This is a genomic window from Pseudomonas fluorescens Q2-87, assembly GCF_000281895.1.
Classification (GTDB): Bacteria; Pseudomonadota; Gammaproteobacteria; order Pseudomonadales; family Pseudomonadaceae; genus Aquipseudomonas; species Aquipseudomonas fluorescens_S.
In genome coordinates this window covers 1,422,833-1,449,379 of sequence record NZ_CM001558.1, presented here as the reverse complement: position 1 = coordinate 1,449,379, position 26,547 = coordinate 1,422,833, and the positions used below count along the sequence as shown (strand labels likewise).

The window sequence follows — 26,547 nt, the reverse complement described above, 5'->3', positions numbered from 1 at the left end:
AAAGGTTTGCAGCAGCAAGCGAACGGAACGTCGGTTTCCCTGACGCCCCGCCGGCGATTTGCCCTACAAGTCAGGGTCTTCGGCGCCACTATAAATGTCCGAATCCTTGTACAGATCGTGCATATGGCGCACCAGTACCATGATGACCGCCGCCACCGGCAGCGCCAGCAGGATCCCGGTGAAACCGAACAACTCGCCGCCCGCCAGGATCGCAAAGATTACCGCCACAGGGTGCAGGCCAATCCGATCACCCACCAGCAACGGCGTCAGCACCATGCCTTCCAAGGCTTGGCCGACCATGAACACCGCGACGATACCGATCATTGGATACAAGTCGCCGCCAAACTGGAACAATCCGGCGATCAACGCCGCGCCGATGCCAATCACAAAACCCATGTACGGCACGATGGCCGCCAGCCCGGCGATCAGGCCTATCAACAGCCCCAACTCCAGCCCCACCAGCATCAGCCCCGCCGCATAGATGAAGCCCAGCGCCAGCATCACCAGCAACTGCCCGCGCACGAACGCCCCCAGCACCTCGTGGCACTCGCCGGTCAGGGTCATGATCCGTTCTTCGCGATTGCGCGGCAGCAGACTGCGGATCTTGGCCATCATCAGGTCCCAGTCTCGGAGCAGATAAAAGGCTACCACCGGGATCAGTACCAGGTTGGCCAGCCAGCCGATCAGCGCCAGGCTCGACGCCGTGGCCTGGCTCAAGACCACGCCAACGATGTCCGTGGTCTGGCCCATGTGCTCGCTGATGGCGGCCTTGACCTTGTCGAACTTCCAGAAGCCGTCCGACAGCCCCAGCTTCGACTGCACCCACGGCACCGCGCTGTGCTGCAACCAATCGAGCATCTGCGGCGCCAATTCATACAGGCGCAACAGTTGCTTGGCGAGCATCGGTATCAACACCAGCAACAGGGCGCCTACGATCAAGGTGAATAGCGCGAAGACCGTCACCACGCCCCAGGTCCGCGACAAGCCGAGTTTTTCCAGGCGATCCACCACCGGGTCGAACAGATAGGCCAACAGCAACGCAACCAGAAATGGCGTCAGGATCGGATGCAACAAATAGATGAAGGCGAACAGCAGGGCGAACCCACCCAACCAGAACCAACGCCGCGTATCGCCCATGAACCACTCCTGGCTATATAAAGAAAGAAACTACCAGTGGAACCGCAAATTGGCGGTCGGCGCCGGTGTCGCCGGGACCGAGCCATCGGCGGCCGGCTGAGGCGCTGGCGTCGGCGCAACGGCCTCGCCGGCAGGGATTTCCTGCAGCTTCGCCAGGGCCAGTTGCGCCTTCAATTGCTCGGCGCTGCCGTTGACCCGATAGAAGACCCGGTCACCCTCAACCTGTTGCAACTGCCCCGAAAACGGCTCGAGCAATCGACCCAGCGCCGCGTAACGCTCGAAATTCATGCCCTGCACCTCCAGCGTCTGCTCCGTGGCCACGCCCGGCTTGGCGACAAAGCGCGGTGCCAACCGTTGACTCACCGCCAGCATCACCGCATCGGCCAGGGCTGCAGCATTGGCGCCCTGGGCATTGCCTTGCTCGCGCTGGTCGCCCAGCCACAGGCGCCAGGTGCCTCGCCACTGGCCGCCCTCTTCCTTGGCATGGACCGCGAGCAAGGCATCCGCCGCGTATCGCTCCGAGGCATCGCGCAATGGCGCCGGGTCGCTGCCTTCAAGGTTGGGCGCGGTGGCGACGATCTGTTCGCTCAAGTCGGCCAGCGGCAGGTGCAGCGCCAGGCCCCGGTGCTGCGCGGCGCGGCGCAATGGCGTGGCGCTGGCCTGGCCGTCACCCACCAGGCTGGAGCCTTCGGTCGAGTCGTTCAGCCACCAGCCCAGGATCGATGGCCGGTTCGCGCTCCACAGCGACAACCCCGCCGACCGCAAGGCCCGGTCGGTGCTGGCCGGATCGAAGTCCACCTTGAGGCTTTCCGGGGGGCCGGCGTCGTAGCCGTATTGAAGAATGATCTGCTGCGGATCCTTGCGGATCGCCGCCAGGCCGGGATTCTGGGCGGCCTTGGCATCGCCGGTCAGGCGCAGCACCAACGTGTCCAGGGCGCGCAGCGTCGCCTGGTTACGCTCCTCCGGGGTCTGGTTACTGACCGGTTCGAGTACCTGATAAAGCCCATTGAGGGTTTCGGCATGGCTCGCCAGGCTGATCAGCGCCAGGCAGCCCACAGACAAGAATTTGAACAGACGCATGGAAGATTCCCGGACATAACGGCTGGAACAGGCCGTGTGAAGAAAATTGAGCATGGCTGTGACCACGGCACCCGGCAAAACATTCACACGCCCGGTGCAAGTTTCGCACTGTCATCACCATAGTCGCTTACCGCTACACCTTATACAGACGCGCTGCGCAGTACCAATATAAGAAATATCGTTTTTTTTCCGAGGATATGTCCCTGCCCGTCGGCGCGAGGATGGCCGCTGCCCCTCAAGCCTGATAAAATCGCGCGCCTTCGCAGACCGGCAACGGCTGGGCACCCGGAATAATCCGTACAACGGCTATTCGACGGTTCCGGCGGTCGGTCGTTACCCAGAAATCCCCCCTAAAGGCCTGGATCATGAGCAAGCAACCCTCCCTGAGCTACAAGGACGCCGGTGTAGACATCGACGCCGGTGAAGCATTGGTCGAACGCATCAAGAGCGTCGCCAAGCGCACTGCGCGCCCGGAAGTCATGGGCGGCCTGGGCGGTTTCGGCGCCCTCTGCGAGATCCCGGCCGGCTACAAGCAACCCGTGCTGGTCTCCGGCACCGACGGCGTCGGCACCAAGCTGCGCCTGGCCCTGAACCTGAACAAGCACGACAGCATCGGCATCGACCTGGTGGCCATGTGCGTGAACGACCTGGTGGTCTGCGGCGCCGAGCCGCTGTTCTTCCTTGACTACTACGCCACCGGCAAGCTGAACGTCGACACCGCCGCCCAGGTCGTGACCGGCATCGGCGCTGGCTGTGAACTGTCCGGCTGCTCCCTGGTTGGCGGCGAAACCGCAGAAATGCCCGGCATGTACGAAGGTGAAGACTACGACTTGGCCGGCTTCTGCGTCGGCGTCGTGGAAAAAGCCGAGATCATCGACGGCTCGAAAGTCGCCGCCGGCGATGCCCTGCTCGCCCTGCCGTCTTCCGGCCCGCACTCCAACGGCTATTCGCTGATCCGCAAGATCATCGAAGTCTCGGGTGCCGACATCGAGAACACCCAGCTCGACGGCAAGCCACTGGCCGACCTGCTGATGGCCCCGACCCGCATCTACGTCAAGCCACTGCTCAAACTGATCAAGGACACCGGCGCCGTCAAGGCCATGGCCCACATCACCGGCGGTGGCCTGCTGGACAACATCCCGCGCGTACTGCCAAAAGGCGCCCAGGCCGTGGTCGACGTGGCGAGCTGGACCCGCCCGGCGGTGTTCGACTGGCTGCAAGAGCAAGGCAACGTCGATGAAACCGAGATGCACCGCGTGCTGAACTGCGGCGTGGGCATGGTGATCTGCGTGGCCCAGGAGTATGTCGAGACCGCCCTGAACGTACTGCGTGAAGCCGGCGAGCAACCTTGGGTCATCGGCCAGATCGCCACCGCCGCCGAAGGCGCTGCCCAGGTCGAGCTGAAAAACCTTAAGGCGCACTGATGTCCGCAACCTGTGACGTCGTGGTGCTGCTGTCCGGCACCGGCAGTAACTTGCAGGCCCTGATCGACAGCACCCGGACCGGCGACAGCCCGGTCCGTATCCGCGCGGTGATCTCCAACCGCGCCGATGCCTACGGCCTGCAACGCGCCCGGGAGGCGGGTATCGACACCCGCGTCCTGGATCACAAGCTGTTCGATGGCCGCGAAGCCTTCGACGCCGCGCTGATGGAACAGATCGACACTTTCAATCCGCAACTGGTGGTACTGGCCGGCTTCATGCGCATCCTCAGCGCCGGCTTCGTGCGTCACTACCAGGGCCGCCTGTTCAATATCCATCCCTCGCTGCTGCCCAAATACAAAGGGTTACACACTCATCAGCGGGCCCTGGAGGCCGGAGACACGGAGCACGGCTGCTCCGTGCACTTCGTCACCGAGGAACTCGATGGCGGACCACTGGTCGTACAGGCAGTAATACCGGTAGAGTTGCACGACACGCCGCAAAGCCTGGCGCAACGGGTTCACGCCCGCGAGCACCAGATCTACCCGATGGCCGTGCGTTGGTTTGCCGAAGGACGGCTGACCCTCGACGATCGCGGAGCCTCACTGGACGGCCAGTTACTCGCCGCCAGCGGCCATTTGATTCGATACTAGGAGATTTTATGCGTCGCGCCCTGCTCTTCGCTTGCGCTCTGCTTGCCTTGCCCCTGGCACAGGCTTCGGAACTTCAACCGTTCTCCGCCAGCTACACCGCCGACTGGAAACAGTTGCCCATGAGCGGCACCGCCGAACGCAGCCTGACCAAGGAAGCCAACGGCACCTGGAAGCTGAGCTTCAAGGCTTCGATGATGATCGCCAGCCTGACCGAAGAAAGCACCCTGACCCTGGACAAGGACACCTTGCTGCCACAGTCCTACCACTTCGAACGCGGTGGCCTGGGCAAGGCCAAGAAGGCCGACCTGGACTTCGACTGGAACACCAAGATGGTCACCGGCACCGATCGTGGTGACGCGGTCAAGCTGCCCCTGAACCGTGGCATGGTTGATAAATCCACCTATCAACTGGCCCTGCAGCATGACGTGGCGGCTGGCAAGAAAAGCATGAGCTACCAGGTCGTCGATGACGGTGAAGTCGATACCTATGACTTCCGCGTGCTGGGCTCGGAAAAGGTCGACACCAAGGCCGGCCAGATCGAGGCCATCAAGGTCGAACGCGTGCGCGATCCGACACAAAGCAAGCGCATCACCGTGCTCTGGTTCGCCAAGGACTGGGATTATCTGCTGGTGCGCCTGCAACAGGTCGAGACCGACGGCAAGGAGTACAACATCATGCTCCAGGACGGTACGGTCAACGGCAAGGCTGTGAAAGGCAGCTGACCGACGCTGTTTATCAAGAAGCCCCGCAGATGCGGGGCTTTTTTATGCCCGGATCTTCAAGCCCTCCCATAGGGTTTTGCATGAATTCAAGGGTTGCCTACAAACCATGAAATTTTCTTCACAAACCACACCTGCGACCAAACGCCGCGCATGGCCTGACCTGCAGGATTGTTGCGATTTTCATGAAAACTTCTTAACGGGCCCAGGCATTTACTTAGCACGCTATCCAAATCTATAACAAAGGCCTGCACACGCCTTGCTGCAGATTAAAAGATTGGAGAGCTTGCAAGATGACTGTGAAAGTAACTGAACGCGACGACTCCCATATGTCCCACGAAGGCATTGCCGCCGGAATCCGGATCTGGGATGTGCATCAACAGGATTTGCTGGTAGGGATGTTCCACTCCGAGACGGATGCCCAAAGCTACAAGGCTGAGCTGGAGCGCGAAGAGAGGTTGCGCTCGCGAGAAATGGCGGAGTCCTGAATGACACGGGGACCCCGTGGCGAGGGAGCTTGCTCCCGCTGGGCTGCATAGCAGCCCTTTTTTGTGAGCGCTTCGCACTCAAGCGGGAGCAAGCTCCCTCGCCACGTGTTGTTTCAGGTTGTTGGCTTTACCACATCAAATCATCAGGAATCTGATACGCCGCGTACGGATCATCAGCATCCACTTCTTCAGTCTGTGTGTTGAGCTGGACGATGCGCTGAGGGTCGCGCTCCTGGATCTTCAAGGCCGCTTCACGCGGGATCACTTCGTAACCACCGGCGTGGTGGACGATCGCCAGCGAGCCGCTGCTGAGCTTGTTGCGCATCAGCGTGTTAACCGAGATGCGCTTGACCTTCTTGTCGTCGACAAAGTTGTAGTAATCCTCAGTCGTCAGCTTCGGCAGGCGCGAGACTTCGATCAATTGCTTGACCTGCGCGGCCCGGGCCTTCTGTTCGGCCTTTTCCTGCTGCTGACGGTTGAGTTCCTGGTCGCGCTTGACCTTCTCAGCCATAGCCTCCTGGGCCGCGCGTTGCTGGGAGTCATCCAGTTCGACTTGGCCTTTATGGGCCAGGCGCTGCTGCTTCTGTTTTTCTTTGCCGACCTGCTTGGCCTGCTTTTGGTTGACCAACCCTGCCTTGAGCAGTTGATCGCGAAGGGAAAGGCTCATGGTGCTTACTCACTTAGGCAACGGCCTCAGCCACAGCTGGGCAAATTCTTTTCCTGACGTTTGGCTTCGCCCCACAAGGCGTCCAACTCTTCGAGGGTGCAATCTTCCATGGGACGGTGGGTGTCGCGCAATGCCTGTTCGATAAATCGGAACCGTCGCTCGAATTTTGCGTTGGCGCCGCGCAGGGCTGTCTCGGGGTCGACTTTTAGATGGCGAGCCAGGTTCACCACGCTGAACAGCAGGTCGCCCACTTCGTCATTGATGGCCGCCACGTCGTTGTCCGCCATGGCTTCGAGCACTTCGTCCAACTCCTCGCGGACTTTATCGAGCACCGGCAGCGGACCTGGCCAATCGAAACCAACCTGCCCCGCACGCTTTTGCAACTTCGCCGAACGAGACAACGCCGGCAGCGCGCCGGGCACATCGTCGAGCAATGACAACTGTTCGGGCGCCGAAGCTTTCTCGGCCCGCTCCTGCGCCTTGATCTCCTCCCAGCGCTGCTTGACCTGCTCTTCGCTCAGGCGCGGGATATCCACAGGCGCATACAGGTCACCGGTAGGAAACACATGGGGATGACGACGGATCAGCTTGCGGGTGATGCTATCGACCACGCCGGCGAATTCGAAGCGGTTTTCTTCCCGGGCCAACTGGCTGTAATACACCACCTGGAACAACAGGTCGCCCAATTCACCCTGCAAGTGATCGAAATCGCCGCGCTCTATGGCATCGGCCACTTCGTAGGCTTCTTCGAGGGTATGGGGGACGATGGTCGCGTAGGTTTGCTTGATGTCCCACGGGCAGCCGTACTGCGGGTCTCGCAGGCGGTTCATCAAATGAAGCAGGTCTTCGAGGCTATACATCAAATCCGTCTCATCACACAAAACCCTGTGGGAGCGGGCTTGCTCGCGAAAGTGGCGTATCAGACAACATTAATGTCGACTGACACATTGTCTTCGCGAGCAAGCCCGCTCCCACACTTAGTCATGGGATCACCCTGGCGTCCGGTTACGCCGGGTCTCGATGATGTTCGGCAACTGGGAAATCCGCCCCAGCAACCGCCCCAGTGCATCCAGGCCCGGAATCTCGATGGTCAGGGACATCAGTGCGGTGTTGTCTTCCTTGTTCGAGCGGGTGTTGACCGCCAGTACGTTGATCCGCTCGTTCAGCAGCACCTGGGACACGTCACGCAGCAGGCCGGAGCGGTCGTAGGCACGAATGATGATGTCCACCGGGTAAGTGAGCACCGGCACCGGGCCCCAGCTGACCTGGATGATCCGCTCCGGTTCACGACCGGCCAACTGCAGCACCGAGGCGCAATCCTGGCGGTGAATGCTCACGCCACGGCCCTGGGTGATGTAGCCGACGATCGCATCCCCTGGTAACGGCTGGCAGCAGCCGGCCATCTGGGTCATCAGGTTGCCCACGCCCTGGATCTGGATATCGCCGCGCTTGCCCGGCTTGTAGCCAGTGGCCTTGCGTGGGATCAGCTCCAGTTGCTCGTTGCCACGCTCCGGCTCCACCAGTTGCTGGGCCAGGTTGACCAACTGCGCCAGGCGCAAATCGCCGGCACCGAGGGCGGCGAACATGTCCTCGGCGGTCTTCATGTTGGCTTTTTCGGCCAACTTGTCGAAATCCACCTGCGGCAGGCCCAGGCGGCCGAGTTCGCGTTCGAGCAGGGTCTTGCCGGCGGCGACGTTCTGGTCGCGGGCCTGCAGCTTGAACCAGTGGACGATTTTCGCCCGCGCCCGCGACGTGGTGATGTAGCCCAGGTTCGGGTTCAGCCAGTCGCGGCTTGGCGTACCGTGCTTGCTGGTGATGATCTCGACCTGCTCACCGGTCTGCAGGCTGTAGTTGAGCGGCACGATCCGCCCGTTGATCTTCGCGCCACGGCAGTTGTGGCCGATCTCGGTGTGGACCCGATAGGCAAAGTCCAGCGGCGTCGCGCCCTTGGGCAGGTCGATGGCGTGGCCGTCGGGGGTGAAGATGTAGACCCGGTCCGGCTCGATATCGACCCGCAGCTGTTCGGCCAGGCCGCCGATATCGCCCAGCTCCTCATGCCACTCCAAGACCTGGCGCAACCAGGAGATCTTCTCTTCGTAGTGGTTGGAGCCGGACTTGACGTCAGTGCCTTTGTATTTCCAGTGGGCGCAAACCCCCAGCTCGGCTTCCTCGTGCATGGCGTGGGTGCGGATCTGCACTTCCAGCACCTTGCCTTCCGGGCCGATCACGGCGGTGTGCAGCGAGCGGTAGCCGTTTTCCTTGGGGTTGGCGATGTAGTCGTCGAATTCCTTGGGAATGTGCCGCCACAAGGTATGGACGATCCCCAGCGCGGTGTAGCAATCGCGCATTTCCGGAACCAGCACGCGAACGGCACGAACGTCGTAGATCTGGCTGAACTCCAGGCCCTTGCGCTGCATTTTGCGCCAGATCGAATAGATGTGCTTGGCCCGGCCACTGATGTCGGCTTCAACGCCGGTGGCCTGTAATTCTTCACGCAACTGGGTCATTACGTCGGTGATGAAACGCTCGCGGTCCAGGCGTCGCTCATGCAACAGCTTGGCGATCTGCTTGTACTGGTCGGGCTCCAGGTAGCGGAAGGACAAGTCCTCCAGCTCCCATTTGATGTGACCGATGCCGAGTCGGTGGGCCAACGGGGCATAGATGTCGAAGACTTCCCGGGCGACGCGATTGCGCTTCTCGTCATCGGCGGATTTCACCGCCCGGATCGCGCAGGTCCGCTCGGCCAGCTTGATCAGGGCGACGCGCACGTCGTCGACCATCGCCACAAGCATCTTGCGCAGGTTTTCCACCTGGCCCTGGGTGCCCAGGACCATGGATTGGCGCGGGCTGAGGCTGGCACTGATGGCGGCCATGCGCAGCACACCGTCGATCAGCTTGGCGACCACGGTACCGAAGCGCTGGCTGACCACCGGGAGCTGGATCTGGCCTTCGCGTACGCCACGGTACAGCACCGCCGCCACGAGCGAGTCCTGGTCGAGCTTGAGGTCGGCGAGGATTTCGGCGATCTCCAGGCCTGTCTGGAAACTCGAGGTGCCTTCGGACCAGAGGTTCTTCGCCGCGTTGTGTTGCTGCTCCGCCTCGCGAGCGAATTCGCAGGCCTGCTTCAAGGCTTCGCGATCCAGTGCCAGGTCGATACTGACGGCGTGATCGAGCCAAGCCTCGAGATTGATACTGCCGTCGGTGTTGATCGGCTGGTGTGCTCTCACCTGTACCATCGTTACTTACCTTCCCTACGACGCAGATTCAATGCGTCAACATCGCTGACCTTCATTGTCCGTACCTTCGCCCAGGACTGTGGCGGGTATGCACGAACGGGTCAGTCGGACAAGCCATCCTGGCTCGCTTCAAATAACGCCATGGCCTCGACATGTGCCGTCTGAGGAAACATATCGAGAATCCCGGCACGTTTTAACCGGTAGCCCTGCTTGATCAATTCGACCGTGTCCCGGGCCAAAGTTGCCGGGTTGCACGATACATAAACCACCCGTTTGGCGCCCAGGGACGCCAGCTTGCGCACCACCTCGAAAGCACCGTCACGGGGTGGGTCCAAGAGTACCGCAGAAAAGCCTTCGCCGATCCATTCGGCACCCGCCAGAGGCTGGGATAAATCGGCCTGAAAAAAGGCAGTGTTATTCAAATTGTTGCTGAGCGCATTGGCGGCCGCACGATCCACCATGGTTTGCACGCCTTCCACGGCCACCACTTGGCGCACGCGCTTGGCCAGCGGCAAGGCAAAATTGCCCAGGCCGCAGAACAGGTCCAGCACCCGCTCCTCGGATCGGGGTGCAAGCCACTGCAAAGCCTGGGCGATCATCGCCTCGTTGACGCCGGCATTTACCTGGATGAAATCCCCTGGCCGGTAAGCCAGCGCCAGATCCCAAGTGTCCAAGCGATAACCCAAGGGTTGCTGCGGATCGACCGGTTGCGGCTCGCCTTCGCCATGGAGCCACAACTGGGCTTCGTGGAAAGTGCAGAAGTCCTTGAGGATGCTCAGGTCGGCCTCCGACAACGGCGCCATGTGTCGCAGCAATACCGCCAGGGACGAGCCGGCGAACAACTCCACATGCCCCAGCGCCTGGGGTTTGCTCAAGCGGCGCAGCATGTCCGGCAAGCGGCTCATGATCGGCTGCAAGGGCTGTACCAGCACCGGGCAATCGCCGATGGCGACGATGTCCTGGCTGCCGACGGCACGGAACCCTACTTCAAGCGTCTTCGTCTTCTGGTCCCAGCGCACCGCCACGCGGGCGCGACGCCGGTATCCCAATTCCGGACCGCTCAACGGCGCGGCCCATTCATCAGGCTCAACACCGGCCACTCGCGACAATTGCTCGGCCAGCATGCGCTGTTTCAGGGCGAGTTGTTCGCCGTGGGGCAAATGCTGGACGCTGCAGCCACCGCAGCGACCGGCGTGGATGCACGGCGCCGGACGCCGCAGCTCACTGGGCAGGAATACCCGTTCGGTACGCGCCTCGACCACTTTGCCATGGGCACCCAGCACCCGCGCCTCGACTTCTTCACCGGCCAGGGCGCCGATGACGAACCAGGTCCGTCCTTCGACAAACGCAATGCCCCGGCCATCGTTGGCCAGGCGCTCGATGGTCAGGCGCTGCTTTTTACCAGTGGGCACTTGCGGGGCCCGGCTTCCGCCGCTGGGCTGGAAGCGCAGGCCTTTCTCTTGCTTGGCCATCAGTTAGGCGCGTCGAAGATGCCGGTCGACAGGTAGCGGTCGCCTCGGTCGCAGATGATCGCGACGATCACCGCGTTTTCAACTTCCTTGGACAGGCGCAACATGCCCGCCACGGCTCCGCCCGAAGACACGCCACAGAAAATCCCTTCTTCACGCGCCAGGCGACGGGTGATGTCCTCGGCTTCGTGCTGGGCCATGTCGATGATCCGGTCCACGCGGTCGGCCTGGTAGATCTTCGGCAGATACTCCTCGGGCCAACGACGAATGCCAGGAATGGCCGCTCCTTCCATCGGTTGCAGGCCAATGATCTGCACGTTCGGATTCTGTTCTTTCAAATAGCGCGAGGTGCCCATGATCGTGCCCGTGGTGCCCATCGAGCTGACGAAATGAGTGATGGTGCCGTCGGTCTGGCGCCAGATCTCAGGACCGGTGCTGGTGTAGTGCGCCTCTGGGTTGTCGCCGTTGGCAAACTGATCCAGCACCTTGCCGCGCCCTTCGGCTTGCATGCGCTCGGCCAGGTCCCGGGCACCTTCCATGCCCTCCTCCTGGGTCACCAGGATCAGCTCGGCACCGTAGGCCGTCATCGCCGCCTTGCGCTCGGCGCTGGAGTTGTCGGGCATGATCAGGATCATTTTGTAGCCCTTGATCGCCGCAGCCATGGCCAAGGCGATGCCGGTGTTGCCGGAGGTCGCTTCGATCAGCGTGTCGCCAGGCTGGATCAGCCCGCGCAATTCGCCACGGGTGATCATCGACAGCGCTGGCCGATCCTTGACCGAGCCCGCGGGATTGTTCCCTTCGAGCTTGAGCAAAAGCGTATTGGTGGTCTCGCCGGGCAAGCGCTGCAAACGGACCAGCGGAGTGTTGCCGACGCAATCGGCGATGGTTGGGTACTGCAAAGTCATGGCGTATTCGCAATCCGGACTGCGGGGGCGCCTATCATACCGGCAAACCTGGCGCGGCCATATCACGCAAAGTAAGGGGGTTATGGCTTATAGGAATAAGCAGGGCCCGTGGCGAGTCAGCTTGCTCCCGCCGCGCAGCGCACAGCCCAAAACCTGAGCCGGCGGCGTGCCAGATCCGCGACACGATTTTTACGAAGATCGCCCGCCCGCAAATCGCTACACTGCGCAGGTATTGCGTGCCGGATGCACGCGAGCTCAATCAGACCGCTGGATGCAGGAGACACGTGTGCTCAAGAAACTGGGAATCAAAGGCCGAGTGCTGTTGCTGACCCTGTTGCCGACCAGCCTGATGGCGTTGGTCCTGGGCGGCTATTTCACCTGGATGCAGCAATCGGACCTGCACGCCCAGTTGTTGCAACGCGGCGAGATGATCGCCGAACAGCTTGCCCCGCTGGTCGCGCCGGCCATGAGCCGCCAGGACACCGATCTGCTGGAGCGCATCGCCACCCAGTCCCTCGAACAAACGGACGTACGCGCCGTGACGTTCCTCGCGCCCGATCGCTCGCCGCTGGCCCATGCCGGCCCGACCATGCTCAACCGGGCACCGGAGGGCAACAGCACCCAACTGTTGCAACGCACCGGCAACGACGCCACCCGCTACCTGCTGCCGGTATTCGGCAAGCACCGCAACCTGGCAGGCGAACTGATTCCCGAGGAAGCCGACCGCCTGCTGGGCTGGGTCGAGCTGGAGTTGTCCCACAGTGGCATGCTGCTGCGGGGTTATCGCAGCCTGTTCGCCAGCCTGTTGTTGATTGCCGCCGGCTTGGGCCTGACCGCGCTGCTGGCCCTGCGCATGGGGCGCACGATCAATCGCCCGCTGAGCCAGATCAAGCTCGCAGTGGCGCAACTCAAGGACGGTCACCTGGAAACCCGCTTGCCTGCGCTGGGCAGCCAGGAATTGGATGAGCTGGCCTCAGGCATCAATCGCATGGCCAGCACCTTGCAGAATGCCCAGGAAGAGTTGCAGCACAGCATCGACCAGGCCACCGAAGACGTGCGCCAGAATCTGGAAACCATCGAGATCCAGAATATCGAGCTGGACCTGGCCCGCAAGGAGGCCCTGGAGGCCAGCCGGATCAAGTCCGAATTCCTGGCGAACATGAGCCATGAAATCCGCACGCCGCTCAACGGCATCCTTGGCTTCACCCATTTATTGCAGAAAAGCGAACTGACCCCGCGTCAGCTCGACTACCTGGGCACCATTGAAAAATCCGCCGACAGCCTGCTGGGCATCATCAACGAGATCCTCGACTTTTCGAAGATCGAGGCCGGCAAGCTGGTGCTCGACAATATCCCGTTCAACCTGCGCGACCTGTTGCAGGACACCCTGACCATCCTCGCGCCCGCAGCCCACGCCAAACAGCTGGAGCTGGTGAGCCTGGTGTACCGGGACACGCCGTTGTCGTTGGTGGGCGATCCGTTGCGCCTCAAGCAGATCCTCACCAACCTGGTGAGCAATGCCATCAAGTTCACCCGCGAGGGCACCATCGTCGCCCGGGCCATGCTTGAAGACGAACACGAAGACAGCGTGCAGTTGCGCATCAGCATCCAGGATACCGGCATTGGCTTATCCAGCCAGGACGTGCGGGCGCTGTTCCAGGCATTCAGCCAGGCCGATAATTCGCTGTCCCGGCAACCGGGCGGCACCGGGTTGGGCCTGGTGATTTCCAAACGTCTGGTGGAGCAGATGGGTGGCGAGATCGGCGTCGACAGCACGCCGGGCGAAGGCTCGGAATTCTGGATCAGCCTGCGCCTGCCCAAGACCCGCGACGACGCCGAGGACCTGCCCGGTCCACCGCTGCTGGGGCGGCGCGTGGCGGTGCTGGAGAACCACGAACTGGCGCGCCAGGCCTTGCAGCACCAGCTCGAAGACTGCGGCCTGCAAGTGACGCCGTTCAACACCCTGGAAACCCTGACCAACGGCGTGACCATCGCCCACCAGACCGACCAGGCGATCGATCTGGCCGTGCTCGGCATCACCAGCAACGATATGCCGCCGGAGCGCCTCAACCAACATATCTGGGACCTTGAGCACCTGGGCTGCAAAGTCCTTGTGCTGTGCCCCACCACTGAACAGACGCTGTATCACCTCTCGGTGCCCAACCCCCACAGTCAGTTGCAGGCCAAGCCGGCCTGCACCCGCAAGTTGCGCCGTTCGCTTTCCGACCTGGTCAACCCGCGCCCGACCCGCAGCGAACCCAACGAGCCCGTGGCCAGCCGCGCGCCAAAAGTGCTGTGCGTGGACGACAACCCGGCCAACCTGCTGCTGGTACAGACACTGCTCGAAGACATGGGGGCCAAGGTGCTGGCGGTGGAAAGTGGTTACGCCGCCGTCAAGGCCGTGCAAAAGGAGACCTTCGATCTGGTGCTGATGGACGTGCAGATGCCCGGTATGGATGGTCGCCAGAGTACCGAGGCGATCCGCCAATGGGAAAGCGAGCGGCACTGCACGCCGTTGCCGATCGTCGCCCTCACCGCTCATGCCATGGCCAACGAAAAACGCGCCTTGCTGCAAAGCGGCATGGACGATTACCTGACCAAACCCATCAGCGAACGGCAACTGGCCCAGGTGGTGTTGAAATGGACCGGCCTGGCCCTGCGCAACCAGTCGCCGGAGCGCAACGGCGACGCCCCGGCCGGCAGCGAACTCTTGGTGCTCGATCACGAGGAAGGCCTGCGCCTGGCCGCCGGCAAAGCCGACCTGGCGGCAGACATGCTGGCGATGCTGCTGGCGTCCCTGGAAGCCGACCGCGAAGCGATCCGCCAGGCCAACGAGGCCAACGATCACAATGCGCTGATCGAACGGGTGCATCGTCTGCACGGCGCCACCCGCTATTGCGGCGTACCGCAATTGCGTGCCGCCTGCCAGCGCAGCGAAACCCTGCTCAAGCAACAGGACCCTAAAGCCACCGCAGCCCTGGAAGAACTGGAGCGCGCCATCAATCGCCTGGCCAGCGAGGCACGCATCAGCGCCTGATCCAGGGCAATGGCGGCAGGGACGATGGCGGTTATGCTGAGTCCATCCCAGAGCCAGGAGGCCGCCATGCGCGCTATTCTTTTCAGCAGCCAGACCTACGACCGTGACAGTTTCAGCAAAGCCCCGCCGCCCGCCGGCCTGGAGTTGCAGTTCCAGCCGGCTCGCTTGAGCCTGGACACCGTGTCCCTGGCCGAACGGCATGAAGTGGTCTGTGCGTTCATCAATGATGACCTCAGCGCCCCGGTACTGGAACGACTGGCCCATGGCGGCACCCGGTTGATCGCGCTGCGCTCGGCCGGCTACAACCATGTCGACTTGCCCGCCGCAAAGCGCCTGGGGTTGAGCATCGTGCGGGTGCCCGCCTACTCGCCCCATGCAGTGGCCGAACATGCCGTGGCGCTGATCATGGCGCTCAATCGCTGCCTGCACCGTGCCTACAACCGCACCCGCGACGGTAATTTCAGTCTTCATGGGCTGACCGGCTTCGACCTGGTGGGCAAGACCGTCGGCGTGATCGGCACTGGGCAGATCGGCGCGACATTTGCGCGGATCATGGCCGGTTTCGGCTGCCAGTTGCTGGCATACGACCCCTACCCCAACCCTCAGGTCGAAGCCTTGGGGGCTCGCTACTTGCCCCTGGCCGATCTGCTGGCGCAAGCGCAGATCATCAGTCTGCATTGCCCGCTCAACGAACAGAGTCGACACCTGATCAATGCCCGATCGCTGGCGACGATGCAGCGCGGCGCCATGCTGATCAACACCGGGCGCGGCGGCCTGGTGAATACACCGGCGCTGATCGAGGCGTTGAAAAGCGGCCAGCTGGGTTACCTGGGGCTGGACGTGTATGAGGAAGAGGCCGATCTGTTTTTCAAGGACCGCTCCGACCAGCCCTTGCAGGACGACGTGCTGGCACGGCTGTTGACCTTTCCCAACGTAATCATTACCGCCCACCAGGCATTCCTGACCCACGAGGCCCTGGCTGCGATTGCCATGACCACTCTGGATAACATCGCTGCCTGGGCCGCCGGCGCACCGAGGAACCTGGTGGACCACTAAGCCTGAGCCCCCCCGTGGGAGCGGGCTTGCTCGCGAAGGCGGTGTGTCAGAACCACATTCATGAACTGACACGCCGCTTTCGCGAGCAAGCCCGCTCCCACAGAGATGGAGTTTCGTCGGTCAGCTCTATGGTTGGCCGGCATCAAGACCATCCCCAGCCATGCCCCGTGCTAGCATGTCGCGCCTATTTGGAGGACCCATGGCCGAACACGATTTCCGCTACACCCTGATGAACCCCCAGCACACCCTGACCGAAGTCCGCGCCCTGGCGCCGGGCCGCTATCAGGTCACCGGTAATGGCGGTTCGATCCAGGCCAACGATGTATTGCTCGTTACCCTCAAGGGCAGCAAGGATTTGTCCATGCGCCTGACCGTGGACACCGTCCGGCACTTGCTCAAACCCATGGGCCAGTGGACCGCCATGACCACCGGTCCGGTATTTGGCGAACTGGCGATCCATACCTGGGAGGTCAACTGTGACGGTTGCGCCAAGGCACTGAGCTTCGAATTCGCCGTCGATGCCAAGCTCGGCGTCAAGGCCCAGAAGCCGGCGGCCAGCGCGCGCATCGCCGAACTGGGTTGGACCACCGTCGGCGAAAAGCACCTGTGCCCCAAATGCCAGGAAGCGGCCTGATGAAACGTTTGGCCCTGGCGGCGCTGATCAGCGCCGGTCTGATGGGTTGCGCTGCCGAACCGGTGCAACTGCAGCACAACCGCAGCTACATCCTGGAATGGATCGGTGAACGGCCATTGATGGACTACAGCCACCTGACCATTACGCTTGGCGATGACGGCCGGGCCTATGGCAACGGCGGCTGCAACCACTGGTTCGCCCCCTATACCCTGGAAGGCCATCGCTTGAGCTTCGGCAAGGTCGGCAGCACCCGCAAGCTGTGTGCCCCGGCGGTGATGGAGCAAGAGACGCGCTTCTTGCAGGCGTTGGAAAAGGTCGAACGCTGGGACGTCTCGCCCATCGAGCAAATGCGCTTCTGGCCAGCCCAGGGCAAGCCGCTGCGCTGGTGGTTGGAGGAAGGCTGAGACTGCCCCCTGTGGCGAGGGAGCTTGCTCCCGCTGGGCTGCGAAGCAGCCCCAAAATGTATCTGTCACCCCAGTGTCGGAAAGGACGCAGGGGCCTGCTGCGCAGTCCAGCGGGAGCAAGCTCCCTCGCCACATAAAGCCATCTGCCGAAACCGGGGTTATTCAAGCGCCTGCAACGCCTCTAGCTTCGCCATCACCCCCGCTGCGGTCTGCTCCCCCAGCAACTGCTCGCGCACCTTGCCCTGGTTATCGATGATGTACGTCACCGGCAGCCCTTCGCTGCGAGGCAGGTCGAAGATTTCCGCGGGATCGCGGGCCAGCACCGTGAAGCCAATCCCCATCTTGTCACTGGCACTCTTGAGTTCTTCGCCCTGCACCTGGTCGAAATTGACCCCGAACACGCCGACGTTGCGCCCCTTGAGCTGCTCAGCCAGGGCATTGAACTCCGGGATTTCGGTGCGACATGGCGCGCACCACTCTGCCCAGTAATTGAGCACTACCCATTGCTTGTCCAGCCGTTGCGAGGCGATCGCCTGGCCGTTCTGGTCCACGCCGTAGTCGTTCCCGCAGCCGGCGAGCAACAAGATGCCCATGAATGTCAGTGCCGCCGTCAATCGCCTTGCCATGTGCCAGTCCTTGTCTGAATGTGAACGCTGCCGCGACCGATCGCCTCTCGATGTGCTCAAGGCCTCGCGGCACAGTAGAATAGCCGCCACCTTACGCAAGATGCGACCCGCTCATGACCGATCTGACGCTTTATCACAACCCGCGCTGCTCGAAATCCCGCGGTGCGCTGGAACTGCTGGAGGCCCGCGGCCTGACGCCCACGGTGGTCCGCTACTTGGAAACCCCGCTCGACGCCACGCAGCTCGAACGTCTCCTGGGCAAGCTCGGCATCACCGCCCGGCAATTGCTGCGTACCGGCGAAGAGGAGTACGCAACGCTGAACCTGGCCGACCAAAGCCTGAGCCAGGCCCAGTTGATCGCCGCTATCGCCGCCCACCCGAAGCTCATGGAGCGACCGATTCTCGAATCCGGTGAAAAGGCCATGATCGGTCGTCCACCGGAGAAGATCCTGGAGATCCTGCCGTGACCACGCCGTACATCCTGGTGTTGTATTACAGCCGCAGCGGCTCCACCAATGAGATGGCCAGGCAGATCGCCCGCGGCATCGAGCAGGCCGGGCTGGAAGCCAGGCTGCGCACGGTGCCGGCGATTTCCACCGAGTGCGAAGCAGTGTCACCGGACATTCCTGAGCAAGGCCCGCTGTACGCCAGCCTCGACGACCTGAAAAACTGCGCCGGACTTGCGCTGGGCAGCCCGACCCGTTTCGGCAATATGGCCGCGCCGCTGAAATACTTTCTCGACGGTACCAGCAATCTCTGGCTGACCGGCGCCCTGGTGGGCAAGCCCGCCGGGGTGTTCACTTCCACCGCCAGCCTTCACGGCGGCCAGGAAACCACCCTGCTGTCGATGATGCTGCCGCTGTTGCATCACGGCATGCTGATCACCGGCCTGCCCTACAGCGAATCGGCCTTGATCGATACCGTGGGTGGCGGTACGCCGTATGGCCCGAGCCATCACGCCGGTGCCGACGGCAAAAGCGGCCTGAACGAGCACGAGATCGCCCTGTGCCGGGCCCTGGGCTCGCGCTTGGCGAAAACCGCGCATCTGCTGGAGAACGGCCGTGGCTAAGAAGCCGAAAATCCTGCCGCCCTTGGAGTGGCTGGAGCCGCGCGTACGCATCGCCCGCGTCGTCAGCCTGCTGTGCTTTCTCGGGCTGGTGGGTTTGCTCAGTGCTTATTACCTGTTGGTCGCCGACCTGCACGGCGCAAGGCCCTGGGTCATTCTGCTGATTGAACTGGTGCCGTTGCTGATCCTGGCGCCAGGCATGCTCATCGGCAGCGCTCGCGGGCATTCGTGGATGTGCTTTGTGGTGAACCTGTATTTCATCAAGGGCGCGCTGGCGGCCTATGACCCGAACCGGCAGTGGTTCGGCGTGCTTGAAATGATGGCGAGCGTGGCGGTGTTCTGCTCGGCCTTGCTGTATGTGCGCTGGCGGTTTCAGTTGAACCGGCGGCTGGCGGGGGAAGGCGAGATTTCTGTCGCCTGATACACCGCTATCGCGAGCAGGCTCGCTCCCACATTTGAAATGCACGCCTCTGTGGGAGCGAGCCTGCTCGCGAAGGGCGCGACGCGGCCTCAATGATTGACGGTATACGCCAGCATCATCGATATCTGGCTCATGGGCCTTCCCCCACTCTCTTCATGCCACTGGTTGAAAGCATTCTGCATCACCGCCAGGTCCCGCTGGCTGGTGGGGACTTTGTCGATGATGTCCTGGGCATTGAGCGCTGCCACTACGTCATAACTGGACGTAAAGGTGTCCTTGCCCATCATCCGCAAGTAGCGCGGCGCCGAGTGACCGCCCATCTGATGGCCGTGTTTTTTCAGATAGGTCCACAGGCCCACGATATCAGTCACTGGCCAGTCAGCCACCAGCGCGCCGAAACTGCCCTTTTCATGGGCCACATCCAATATCAGTTGCGCGTTGCGCGGCACGCTCTTGAGCTTGCCCAGGTGGCGGATGATCCGCGCATCTTGCATCAGTCGCTCCAAGTGTTCGGCGCTCATGAGCACGACCTTTTCCGGATCGAATTTGAAGAACACTTCTTCGAATGCCGGCCACTTGGCGTCCACCAGGCTGTGCTTGAGACCCGCGCGGAACACCCTCAGCGCCATGGTCGAGAGATAGCGGTCGTCGCTGATCTTGCGCAATTGCGCCGGGGTCTTGGGCACCGGCAGGTGGGCTTCCAGTTCAGCCGCCGAACCGAAACGGTTCAGACAATACTCGTGCAGCCACTTGTAATCGCGCATGCCCTCTCCTGGGGTTCAAAATGAAAACGGCGCTCGCAAGCGCCGTGTATGGAAGCTGTCGCAAGCGTCAGAGGTTCACCACGTTGACGAACCGCGGCGTGGCGTTTTCGTCGATGCGCAGGTTGGTAAAGTCGAACAGGTTGCGGTCCGCCAGTTGCGACGGGATGACGTTCTGCAAGCCACGGAAGATGCTCTCGGTACGTCCTGGGGTCTTGCGCTCCCACTCCTGGAGCATTTCCTTGACCACCTGGCGCTGCAAGTTCTCTTGGGAGCCGCACAAGTTGCAGGGGATGATCGGGAATTGCTTGAAGTCCGAATACGCCTGGATATCTTTTTCGTTGCAATACGCCAGCGGGCGGATCACCACGTTGCGCCCGTCATCGGCACGCAGCTTGGGCGGCATGGCCTTGAGCGAGCCGTTGTAGAACATGTTCAGGAAGAACGTCTCGACGATGTCATCGCGGTGGTGACCCAGGGCCATCTTGGTCGCCCCGATCTCATCGGCGAAGGTATAGAGGGTTCCGCGCCGCAGGCGCGAACACAGCGAACAGGTGGTCTTGCCTTCGGGGATCAGTTCCTTGACCACCGAATAGGTGTCTTTTTCGACGATGTGATATTCCACGCCGAGCGATTCGAGGTACGCCGGCAGCACATGCTCGGGAAACCCGGGCTGCTTCTGGTCCATGTTCACCGCGACGATGTCGAACTTGATCGGCGCCACCTTCTGCAGGTGCATCAGCACATCAAGCAAGGTGTAGCTGTCCTTGCCGCCGGACAGGCAGACCATGACCTTGTCGCCGTCCTCGATCATATTGAAATCGGCGACCGCCTCACCGGCCAGGCGGCGCAGGCGCTTTTGCAGTTTGTTCTGGTTGACCGTAAGAGTGCCCATGACGCGAAATCCGTGAGGTGTGACGAAAGGGCGGCATTTTACGCAAAAAACCTCCGGTATGGCACCGCCCCCCGGGTGGCGAGGGAGCTTGCTCCCGCTGGGGTGCGCAGCAGCCCTAAGATTTTGCGGTCGCTGCGCAACCGAGCGGGAGCAAGCTCCCTCGCCACGGGGGGACCTCTTGGGCCGTAGGGTTGGGGACACAGATCAAGCCGCGATTAGGCAGCTTTTTTACAGCGCGATTTGCTCTAAGCCACCCATCCCCCTGGCGATAACTCCTTTCTATACTGCGACATAAGGTCGCACACATATTCAGACCTTTACTTACTTGGCCACCTTGGCCCGTAGGCGCTCCGTTGGGGGGCGATGGCAATAACAAAGGAGTGACTGGCTATGATCCATCATGTCGTGGGGCTCTTTACCCACCCTGATCAAGAATGGAAAGACATCCGTGGCGATCAGGAGGAAAGCATCAGCCACATGTACCTCACCCACACGCTGATCCTGGCGGCCATCCCCGCGATATCGGCGTTCATCGGCACCACCCAGGTGGGATGGGTCATCGGCAATCGCCCACCGGTGATGCTGACCCAGGAAAGCGCGCTGTGGATGACCGTCATGTCCTACCTGGCCATGTTGGGCGGTGTGGCGGTGATGGGCGCTTTCATCCACTGGATGGCCCGTACCTACGACGCCAACCCGAGCCTGGCCCGTTGCGTCGCGTTCGCCACCTACACCGCGACACCGCTGTTCATCGGCGGCCTGGCGGCGCTCTACCCACACATGTGGCTGGGGATGATCGTCGGCACGGCAGCTATCTGCTACACGGTCTATTTGCTTTACGTCGGCCTGCCCACCTTCATGAATATTCCGCAGGATGAAGGCTTCCTGTTCTCCAGTTCAGTGCTGGCCGTTGGCCTGGTGGTGCTGGTGGCAATCATGGCATTCACGGTGATCGTCTGGGGGCTGGGCGTCGGCCCGGTCTATACCAACTGAACAACCGAGGCTCTCTCACAAAAAGAACAGATCTGCCCGCACAGGCCGCCGCAAGGCGGCCTTTCTGTGTTTGAGCCCCTGGAAAAATGACCGCTGGGCGCCTGAGCGATTCGCAACGCTGAAGGCTTGCGGCATACTCGGGTTTCTGGAGACCCGTAAAGCATGCTTGAGCAACTCAATACCCGCGTCGAAGAGTGTTACCAACAAGCCGAATCCTTTTTCAAACGTCCTTTCAAACGCCCAGTGGTCAGCTTCAAATTGCGTGGCCAGAAGGCCGGTGTCGCGCACCTGCATGAAAATCTGTTGCGCTTCAATCCACAGTTGTACCAAGAAAACGCCGAAGACTTCCTCAAGCAGACCGTCGCCCACGAAGTCGCGCACCTGATCGCTCATCAATTGTTTGGCGACCGTATCCAGGCCCACGGCGAAGAGTGGCAACTGATCATGCGCGGGGTCTACGAACTACCGCCCAACCGTTGCCACACCTACGCAATCAAACGCCGCAGTGTGACCCGCTACATCTACAAATGCCCGTGCGATGGCAGTGATTTCCCGTTCTCGGCCCAGCGCCACAGCCTGGTGCGCCAGGGGCGACGGTATCTGTGCCGCAGTTGCCGCAATACCTTGGTGTTCAGCGGGGAGACGCGGGTGGAGTAGCAGGTTTAGGTGGCGCCTGGGCTGGCCTCTTCGCGAGCAAGCCCGCTCCCACAGTAGGGGAGTTGTGGACGCCAAAGGTCCAGTGTGGGAGCGGGCTTGCTCGCGAAGAGGCCCTGAAGAACACTACAAAACCACCCCAACAGCCCGCAACTCGGCAATCCGCTGCGCACTGAACCCCAACTCCCCCAGCACCTGGTCGGTGTGTTCCCCCAACCCCGCGCCAATATGCCGAGGCTCGGGCAGCCCTTCGGAAAACTTCAGTGGGCAGGCCATCTGCGTCTGGCTCGAACCGTCGCCCCGAGGCACCTGGGTCACCACGTCCCGGGCTCGCAATTGCGGGTGCCCTATGGCTTCTTCCAGGCTCAGGACCGGCTCGACGCAAGCATCGATCTGCGCAAACAGACGGCAAAGCTCGGTGAAATCATGCTTCTCGAACTCGGTTTGCAAGGCCTGCTTGAGCGTGCGTTGCTGCTCGGGTTTCGGCGACAAGCCATGGGCCGCCAACTCCGGTCGCCCGAGGGCTTCGCACAAAGCCAGCATGAACGCCGGCTCCAGGCTACCCACGGACATCCAGCGTCCGTCCCGGGTGCGGTAGTAGTCGTAGAAACTGCCGCCATTGAGTAGTTGGTTTTCCGGACCCGGCTCCACACCGCAGGCCAGGTAGCCGGCACCGGCCATGGCGTTCAGGCTGAACACGCAATCGGTCATGCTGACGTCCAGGTGCTGGCCTTGCCCGGTCTGCTGACGGGCAATCACCGCCGCCAGCAGGCCGATCACCCCGTGCAACGACCCACCGGCTATGTCCGCCGCCTGGATCGCCAATGGCAACGGGCCGCTGTCGGCACGGCCGGTGTGGCTGGCCAGGCCCGCCAGGGCCAGGTAGTTGATGTCATGGCCGGCGCGATCCTTGTAGGGCCCGGTCTGGCCGTAGCCGGTGATTGAAACGTAGATCAGCCGGGGATTGATCGCCTTCAGGGTTTCGTACCCCAGCCCCAGCCGCTCCATCACGCCAGGGCGAAACTGTTCCAAGAGAATGTCGTAGCCCCCCAGCAATTGCCTGATCACTTCCAGCGCTTGCGGCTGCTTGAGGTCCAGCGCAAGGCTGCGCTTGTTGCGGTTGAGATAGGCGTGGCTGGCCGAGACCCCTTGGTCATGGGGCGGCAGTATTCGCAAGAGGTCCGGGCGAGTCGGTGATTCGATGCGCAACACCTCGGCGCCCATGTCCGCCAATAGCAGCGAGGCGAACGGGCCAGGCAACAGGGTCGAGAAATCCAGAACCTTGAGCGATGCCAGTGGGCCTTGCATGGGCAATCTCCTAGGGACAATGGCTAAAGACTAGGCAGGCGTTTGCGGCGAGGCAATTACCACAGGTGTCACTGGGGATGACCATTGCGCTCAGTGTGAACCCCATTGTGGCGAGGGAGCTTGCTCCCTCGCCACAGAAGCACGCAGGCTTCAAAATTGAGCCAATAAAAAACCCGCCGAAGCGGGTTTTTCATTAGAGCCTGAAGATTACTTCACAGCGCCGGAAGTAGAGGTTTCAGCCGCCGCAATCTGCGCCGCCGCGATCTGCTCGTCATCTTCACGAACATCGGAGATACCGCGACCACCGGAAGCCAGCTCAGTGTGCAGTTGATCTTCGTCCAGCTCCTTGACCCACTTGGCAACCACGATGGTCGCGACAGCGTTGCCCACCAGGTTGGTCAGGGCGCGGGCTTCGGACATGAAGCGGTCGATACCGAGGATCAGCGCCAGGCCGGCCACCGGCAAGGTGCCCACGGCCGACAGGGTCGCCGCCAGCACGATGAAGCCACTGCCGGTCACGCCCGCAGCGCCTTTGGAGGACAGCAGCAGCACCAGCAACAGGGTGATCTGGTGAGTCAGGTCCATCGGGGTGTCAGTGGCCTGGGCGATGAACACCGCGGCCATGGTCAGGTAGATCGAAGTACCGTCGAGGTTGAACGAGTAGCCAGTCGGGATAACCAGGCCCACGACCGATTTCTTGGCACCCAGGCGCTCCATCTTGATCAGCATGCGCGGCAGGGCCGATTCGGAGGAGGAAGTACCCAGCACGATCAACAGTTCTTCACGGATGTAGCGAATCAGCTTGACGACGCTGAAGCCGTGAGCGCGGCAGATGGCGCCCAGCACGACCAGCACGAACACCACACAGGTGATGTAGAAGCAGATCATCAACTGGCCCAGTTGCACCAGCGAACCGACACCGTAGGCGCCGATGGTGAACGCCATGGCACCGAAAGCACCCAGTGGCGCCAGCTTCATGATCATGTTGATGATGATGAACATCACGTGGGCGAAGCGATCGATGAAGTCCAGCACCGGCTTGCCGTAGGCACCCAGGCGATGCAGGGCGAAACCGAAGATCACCGAGAACATCAGCACTTGCAGGATGTCGCCGTTGGCGAATGCGCCGACGATGGTGTTCGGAATCACGTTGAGGATGAAGGCGATGATGCTTTGGTCTTTACCGGCCGAGATGAAACCGGCGATCTTGCTGGTGTCCAGGGTCGACACGTCGATGTGCATGCCGTTGCCCGGTTGCACGACGTTGACCACGACCAGGCCGATCAGCAGGGCGATGGTGGAAACGATTTCGAAGTACAGCAGCGCGTAGCCGCCGGTCTTGCCGACCGATTTCATGTTCTGCATGCCGGCGATGCCGCTGACGACGGTACAGAAGATGATCGGGGCGATGACCATTTTGATCAGTTTGATGAAGCCGTCGCCGAATGGCTTGAGGGCAACGCCGGTCTGCGGGTAGAAGTGGCCGAGCAAAATACCGATGGCAATGGCTACGATCACCTGGAAATACAGGGATTTGTACAGTGGCTGACGAGTCGTCATGGCAAACCTTCCTCAAGAGTCCCGTTCGACGACTTCCACCTGTCGTCCACGGCACCTTAATTGCGAACCCTCCTGCAACTGGAGGGATTTGTTTTGTCGGCTGCACGCGGCAGACCTACGTAACGCATCGCAAACCGCGTGCCATTTTCAACAAACGTCCTACATCCGGTATAGCAGACGGCTTGGCGGATTTCACATGGGTGTTAAACAAGGCGTGCAAGTGGCGAATTTCCGCCAATGGCCTGCTTGCAGCTCCAGGATTTGGCGGATATCCGCCTTGCCGAGCGTCGAGCCCCTGCTACCATCGCGCGCTTGAACGGACGGATTTCTGCCATGCGCCAACGCACGATCGCCAGTCACTTCGCCCGCGCCGCCCTGGGCGGTGCGCGCCGGCAAGGGTTCGACTATTTACCCTTGCTGCAACAACTGGGCATCAGCCCGGAACTGCTGGACGAACCGCGCGCGCGAATCGCGCCGGAACAGTTCGCCCGGCTGCTGCAAGCGCTGTGGCAAAGCCTTGATGATGAATACCTGGGCTTCGGCCAGGCCCCGAGTAAACCGGGGACATTCGCGATGATGTGCCACGCGTTGATCCACTGTCGCACCCTGGAAAAAGCGCTTCAACGCGGCCTGTTGTTCTACAGCCTGTTCGCCGATGCCCCGCGTCTGACGCTGGTGAGCGAAGGTGAACGGGTGCGCCTGGTGCTGGACGAATCGACGCTGCAGGACCCGGATCACTTCCTGAGTGAAAGCCTGCTGGTGGTCTGGCATCGCCTCGCCAGTTGGCTGATCGGCCAGCGCATCGTCCTGGAGCAAGCGACCTTCGGCTACACCAAGCCCGCCCACGGCGCCGAATACGACTTGCTGTTTCCCTGCCCGCTGGTGTTCGACGCGCCGGACACCAGCCTGTTATTCCGCAGCCGCTACCTGGATATGCCGCTGCTGCAAGACGAGCGGACCCTCAAGCATTTTCTCGAACGCTCCCCCGCCGACCTGCTGTCGCGCCCGGACGACGGCCATAGCCTGAGCAGCCAATTGCGCCGCCTGTTGAGCCGCGACACGGATCGCTGGCCTGACCTGGAGACTGTCGCCGCTCATTTGCACATCAGTCCGCAGACGTTGCGCCGGCATTTGCGCGAAGAAGGCACCAGCTTCCAGGAGCTCAAGGACCAGCTGCGGCGGGATATCGCCATCTACCATCTGGGCCGCGCGGACCTGTCGTTGCAGCAGATTGCCGAGCAACTGGGGTTCTCGGAGCCGTCGGCGTTCCACCGGGCGTTCAAGAAGTGGACAGGGGTGACGCCGGGTGCTTATCGGGAACGGGAGAGCTGAGTCATCACGTTTAACTTTTTCGGTG

At 61.8% G+C, this 26,547-nt stretch carries 26 protein-coding genes; 14 read left to right on the top strand and 12 right to left on the bottom strand.

Translation table 11 applies throughout. The features are described 5' to 3' along the window. Positions 1 to 63 precede the first annotated feature (63 nt). Both PFLQ2_RS21110 and PFLQ2_RS21115 read right to left on the bottom strand, forming a co-directional pair. Positions 64 to 1,137 carry an AI-2E family transporter gene (locus PFLQ2_RS21110; protein WP_003178997.1) on the bottom strand — a complete coding sequence of 358 codons (1,074 nt, stop codon included), beginning with the start codon at positions 1,135 to 1,137 and terminating at the stop codon, positions 64 to 66. A gap of 30 nt (positions 1,138 to 1,167) precedes the next feature. Continuing rightward, complete coding sequence (locus PFLQ2_RS21115; protein WP_003178995.1) at positions 1,168 to 2,217, bottom strand: DUF2066 domain-containing protein; 1,050 nt, start codon at positions 2,215 to 2,217, stop codon at positions 1,168 to 1,170. A 365-nt stretch (positions 2,218 to 2,582) separates the two neighbouring features. Between PFLQ2_RS21115 and purM the strand changes: the two genes are divergently transcribed. The 4 genes from purM to PFLQ2_RS21135 all read left to right on the top strand — a co-directional run bounded on the left by purM (position 2,583) and on the right by PFLQ2_RS21135 (position 5,498). Next, entirely contained in the window at positions 2,583 to 3,641 is a 1,059-nt protein-coding gene (gene purM / locus PFLQ2_RS21120; protein WP_003178993.1) for a phosphoribosylformylglycinamidine cyclo-ligase, read from the top strand. Continuing rightward, positions 3,641 to 4,291, top strand: a complete 651-nt coding sequence (purN, locus tag PFLQ2_RS21125; protein ID WP_003178991.1) for a phosphoribosylglycinamide formyltransferase — start codon at positions 3,641 to 3,643, stop codon at positions 4,289 to 4,291. Before purM ends, purN begins: the two co-directional genes overlap by 1 nt. 8 nt (positions 4,292 to 4,299) lie before the next feature. Beyond that, a complete protein-coding gene (locus tag PFLQ2_RS21130; RefSeq protein WP_003178990.1) occupies positions 4,300 to 5,013 on the top strand; it encodes a DUF3108 domain-containing protein in 714 nt (237 codons plus the stop codon). A gap of 290 nt (positions 5,014 to 5,303) precedes the next feature. Then, the gene (locus tag PFLQ2_RS21135; RefSeq protein ID WP_003178988.1) at positions 5,304 to 5,498 is read left to right on the top strand and encodes a hypothetical protein; all 195 of its coding nucleotides are present in this window, start codon (positions 5,304 to 5,306) and stop codon (positions 5,496 to 5,498) included. A gap of 127 nt (positions 5,499 to 5,625) precedes the next feature. Here the strand turns inward: PFLQ2_RS21135 and PFLQ2_RS21140 are convergent, their stop codons facing one another. The 5 genes from PFLQ2_RS21140 to cysM form a co-directional block, all read right to left on the bottom strand. Further along, a complete protein-coding gene (locus PFLQ2_RS21140; RefSeq protein WP_003178987.1) occupies positions 5,626 to 6,165 on the bottom strand; it encodes a DUF2058 domain-containing protein in 540 nt (179 codons plus the stop codon). A 26-nt stretch (positions 6,166 to 6,191) separates the two neighbouring features. Then, positions 6,192 to 7,025, bottom strand: coding sequence for a nucleoside triphosphate pyrophosphohydrolase (mazG, locus tag PFLQ2_RS21145; protein WP_003178985.1), 834 nt, complete (start codon positions 7,023 to 7,025; stop codon positions 6,192 to 6,194). Between the two features lie 129 nt (positions 7,026 to 7,154). Continuing rightward, positions 7,155 to 9,401, bottom strand: a complete 2,247-nt coding sequence (gene relA, locus PFLQ2_RS21150; protein WP_003178984.1) for a GTP diphosphokinase — start codon at positions 9,399 to 9,401, stop codon at positions 7,155 to 7,157. Between the two features lie 101 nt (positions 9,402 to 9,502). Beyond that, positions 9,503 to 10,873 carry a 23S rRNA (uracil(1939)-C(5))-methyltransferase RlmD gene (gene rlmD / locus PFLQ2_RS21155; RefSeq protein ID WP_003178982.1) on the bottom strand — a complete coding sequence of 457 codons (1,371 nt, stop codon included), beginning with the start codon at positions 10,871 to 10,873 and terminating at the stop codon, positions 9,503 to 9,505. Further along, positions 10,873 to 11,775 carry a cysteine synthase CysM gene (gene cysM / locus PFLQ2_RS21160; RefSeq protein WP_003178980.1) on the bottom strand — a complete coding sequence of 301 codons (903 nt, stop codon included), beginning with the start codon at positions 11,773 to 11,775 and terminating at the stop codon, positions 10,873 to 10,875. The genes rlmD and cysM overlap by 1 nt, the downstream gene beginning before the upstream one ends. Before the next feature lie 286 nt (positions 11,776 to 12,061). Here cysM and PFLQ2_RS21165 point away from each other — a divergent pair, with 286 nt between their 5' ends. The 4 genes from PFLQ2_RS21165 (at position 12,062) to PFLQ2_RS21180 (ending at position 16,906) form a co-directional block, all read left to right on the top strand. Beyond that, entirely contained in the window at positions 12,062 to 14,812 is a 2,751-nt protein-coding gene (locus PFLQ2_RS21165; RefSeq protein WP_003178978.1) for a response regulator, read from the top strand. A 66-nt stretch (positions 14,813 to 14,878) separates the two neighbouring features. Further along, entirely contained in the window at positions 14,879 to 15,868 is a 990-nt protein-coding gene (locus PFLQ2_RS21170) for a 2-hydroxyacid dehydrogenase (RefSeq protein ID WP_003178976.1), read from the top strand. Between the two features lie 199 nt (positions 15,869 to 16,067). Beyond that, complete coding sequence (locus PFLQ2_RS21175) at positions 16,068 to 16,502, top strand: hypothetical protein (protein WP_003178974.1); 435 nt, start codon at positions 16,068 to 16,070, stop codon at positions 16,500 to 16,502. Next, positions 16,502 to 16,906 carry an META domain-containing protein gene (locus PFLQ2_RS21180; protein WP_003178972.1) on the top strand — a complete coding sequence of 135 codons (405 nt, stop codon included), beginning with the start codon at positions 16,502 to 16,504 and terminating at the stop codon, positions 16,904 to 16,906. The genes PFLQ2_RS21175 and PFLQ2_RS21180 overlap by 1 nt, the downstream gene beginning before the upstream one ends. Before the next feature lie 158 nt (positions 16,907 to 17,064). Here the strand turns inward: PFLQ2_RS21180 and PFLQ2_RS21185 are convergent, their stop codons facing one another. Then, a complete protein-coding gene (locus PFLQ2_RS21185) occupies positions 17,065 to 17,532 on the bottom strand; it encodes a TlpA family protein disulfide reductase (protein ID WP_003178970.1) in 468 nt (155 codons plus the stop codon). A 113-nt stretch (positions 17,533 to 17,645) separates the two neighbouring features. Here PFLQ2_RS21185 and arsC point away from each other — a divergent pair, with 113 nt between their 5' ends. Genes arsC through PFLQ2_RS21200 form a run of 3 tightly spaced genes read left to right on the top strand, consistent with a single transcriptional unit; the run spans position 17,646 to position 19,019 of the window. After that, positions 17,646 to 17,999 (top strand): arsenate reductase (glutaredoxin), encoded by a 354-nt coding sequence (gene arsC / locus PFLQ2_RS21190; protein ID WP_003178969.1) that lies wholly within the window; start codon positions 17,646 to 17,648, stop codon positions 17,997 to 17,999. Beyond that, positions 17,996 to 18,601 carry an NAD(P)H:quinone oxidoreductase gene (gene wrbA / locus PFLQ2_RS21195; protein WP_003178967.1) on the top strand — a complete coding sequence of 202 codons (606 nt, stop codon included), beginning with the start codon at positions 17,996 to 17,998 and terminating at the stop codon, positions 18,599 to 18,601. The genes arsC and wrbA overlap by 4 nt, the downstream gene beginning before the upstream one ends. Then, entirely contained in the window at positions 18,594 to 19,019 is a 426-nt protein-coding gene (locus PFLQ2_RS21200) for a DUF2069 domain-containing protein (protein WP_003178965.1), read from the top strand. The genes wrbA and PFLQ2_RS21200 overlap by 8 nt, the downstream gene beginning before the upstream one ends. 89 nt (positions 19,020 to 19,108) lie before the next feature. Here the strand turns inward: PFLQ2_RS21200 and PFLQ2_RS21205 are convergent, their stop codons facing one another. After that, positions 19,109 to 19,783 carry a DNA-3-methyladenine glycosylase I gene (locus tag PFLQ2_RS21205; RefSeq protein WP_003178964.1) on the bottom strand — a complete coding sequence of 225 codons (675 nt, stop codon included), beginning with the start codon at positions 19,781 to 19,783 and terminating at the stop codon, positions 19,109 to 19,111. A gap of 67 nt (positions 19,784 to 19,850) precedes the next feature. Beyond that, on the bottom strand, positions 19,851 to 20,675 hold the full coding sequence (gene ttcA, locus PFLQ2_RS21210; RefSeq protein ID WP_003178962.1) for a tRNA 2-thiocytidine(32) synthetase TtcA: 825 nt from the start codon (positions 20,673 to 20,675) through the stop codon (positions 19,851 to 19,853). 390 nt (positions 20,676 to 21,065) lie between these two features. Between ttcA and PFLQ2_RS21215 the strand changes: the two genes are divergently transcribed. Together PFLQ2_RS21215 and PFLQ2_RS21220 are read left to right on the top strand one after the other, a co-directional pair. Then, complete coding sequence (locus PFLQ2_RS21215) at positions 21,066 to 21,668, top strand: Yip1 family protein (RefSeq protein WP_003178961.1); 603 nt, start codon at positions 21,066 to 21,068, stop codon at positions 21,666 to 21,668. A gap of 162 nt (positions 21,669 to 21,830) precedes the next feature. Next, positions 21,831 to 22,325 carry a SprT family zinc-dependent metalloprotease gene (locus PFLQ2_RS21220; protein WP_003178959.1) on the top strand — a complete coding sequence of 165 codons (495 nt, stop codon included), beginning with the start codon at positions 21,831 to 21,833 and terminating at the stop codon, positions 22,323 to 22,325. Positions 22,326 to 22,448: 123 nt separating this feature from the next. Here the strand turns inward: PFLQ2_RS21220 and PFLQ2_RS21225 are convergent, their stop codons facing one another. Then, positions 22,449 to 23,630, bottom strand: coding sequence for a CaiB/BaiF CoA transferase family protein (locus tag PFLQ2_RS21225; protein ID WP_003178957.1), 1,182 nt, complete (start codon positions 23,628 to 23,630; stop codon positions 22,449 to 22,451). Positions 23,631 to 23,837: 207 nt separating this feature from the next. Beyond that, positions 23,838 to 25,190: a dicarboxylate/amino acid:cation symporter gene (locus PFLQ2_RS21230; protein ID WP_003178954.1), complete on the bottom strand. Its 1,353-nt coding sequence runs from the start codon at positions 25,188 to 25,190 to the stop codon at positions 23,838 to 23,840. 333 nt (positions 25,191 to 25,523) lie between these two features. Here PFLQ2_RS21230 and PFLQ2_RS21235 point away from each other — a divergent pair, with 333 nt between their 5' ends. Then, positions 25,524 to 26,522 (top strand): AraC family transcriptional regulator, encoded by a 999-nt coding sequence (locus PFLQ2_RS21235; RefSeq protein WP_003178952.1) that lies wholly within the window; start codon positions 25,524 to 25,526, stop codon positions 26,520 to 26,522. Positions 26,523 to 26,547: the final 25 nt, after the last annotated feature.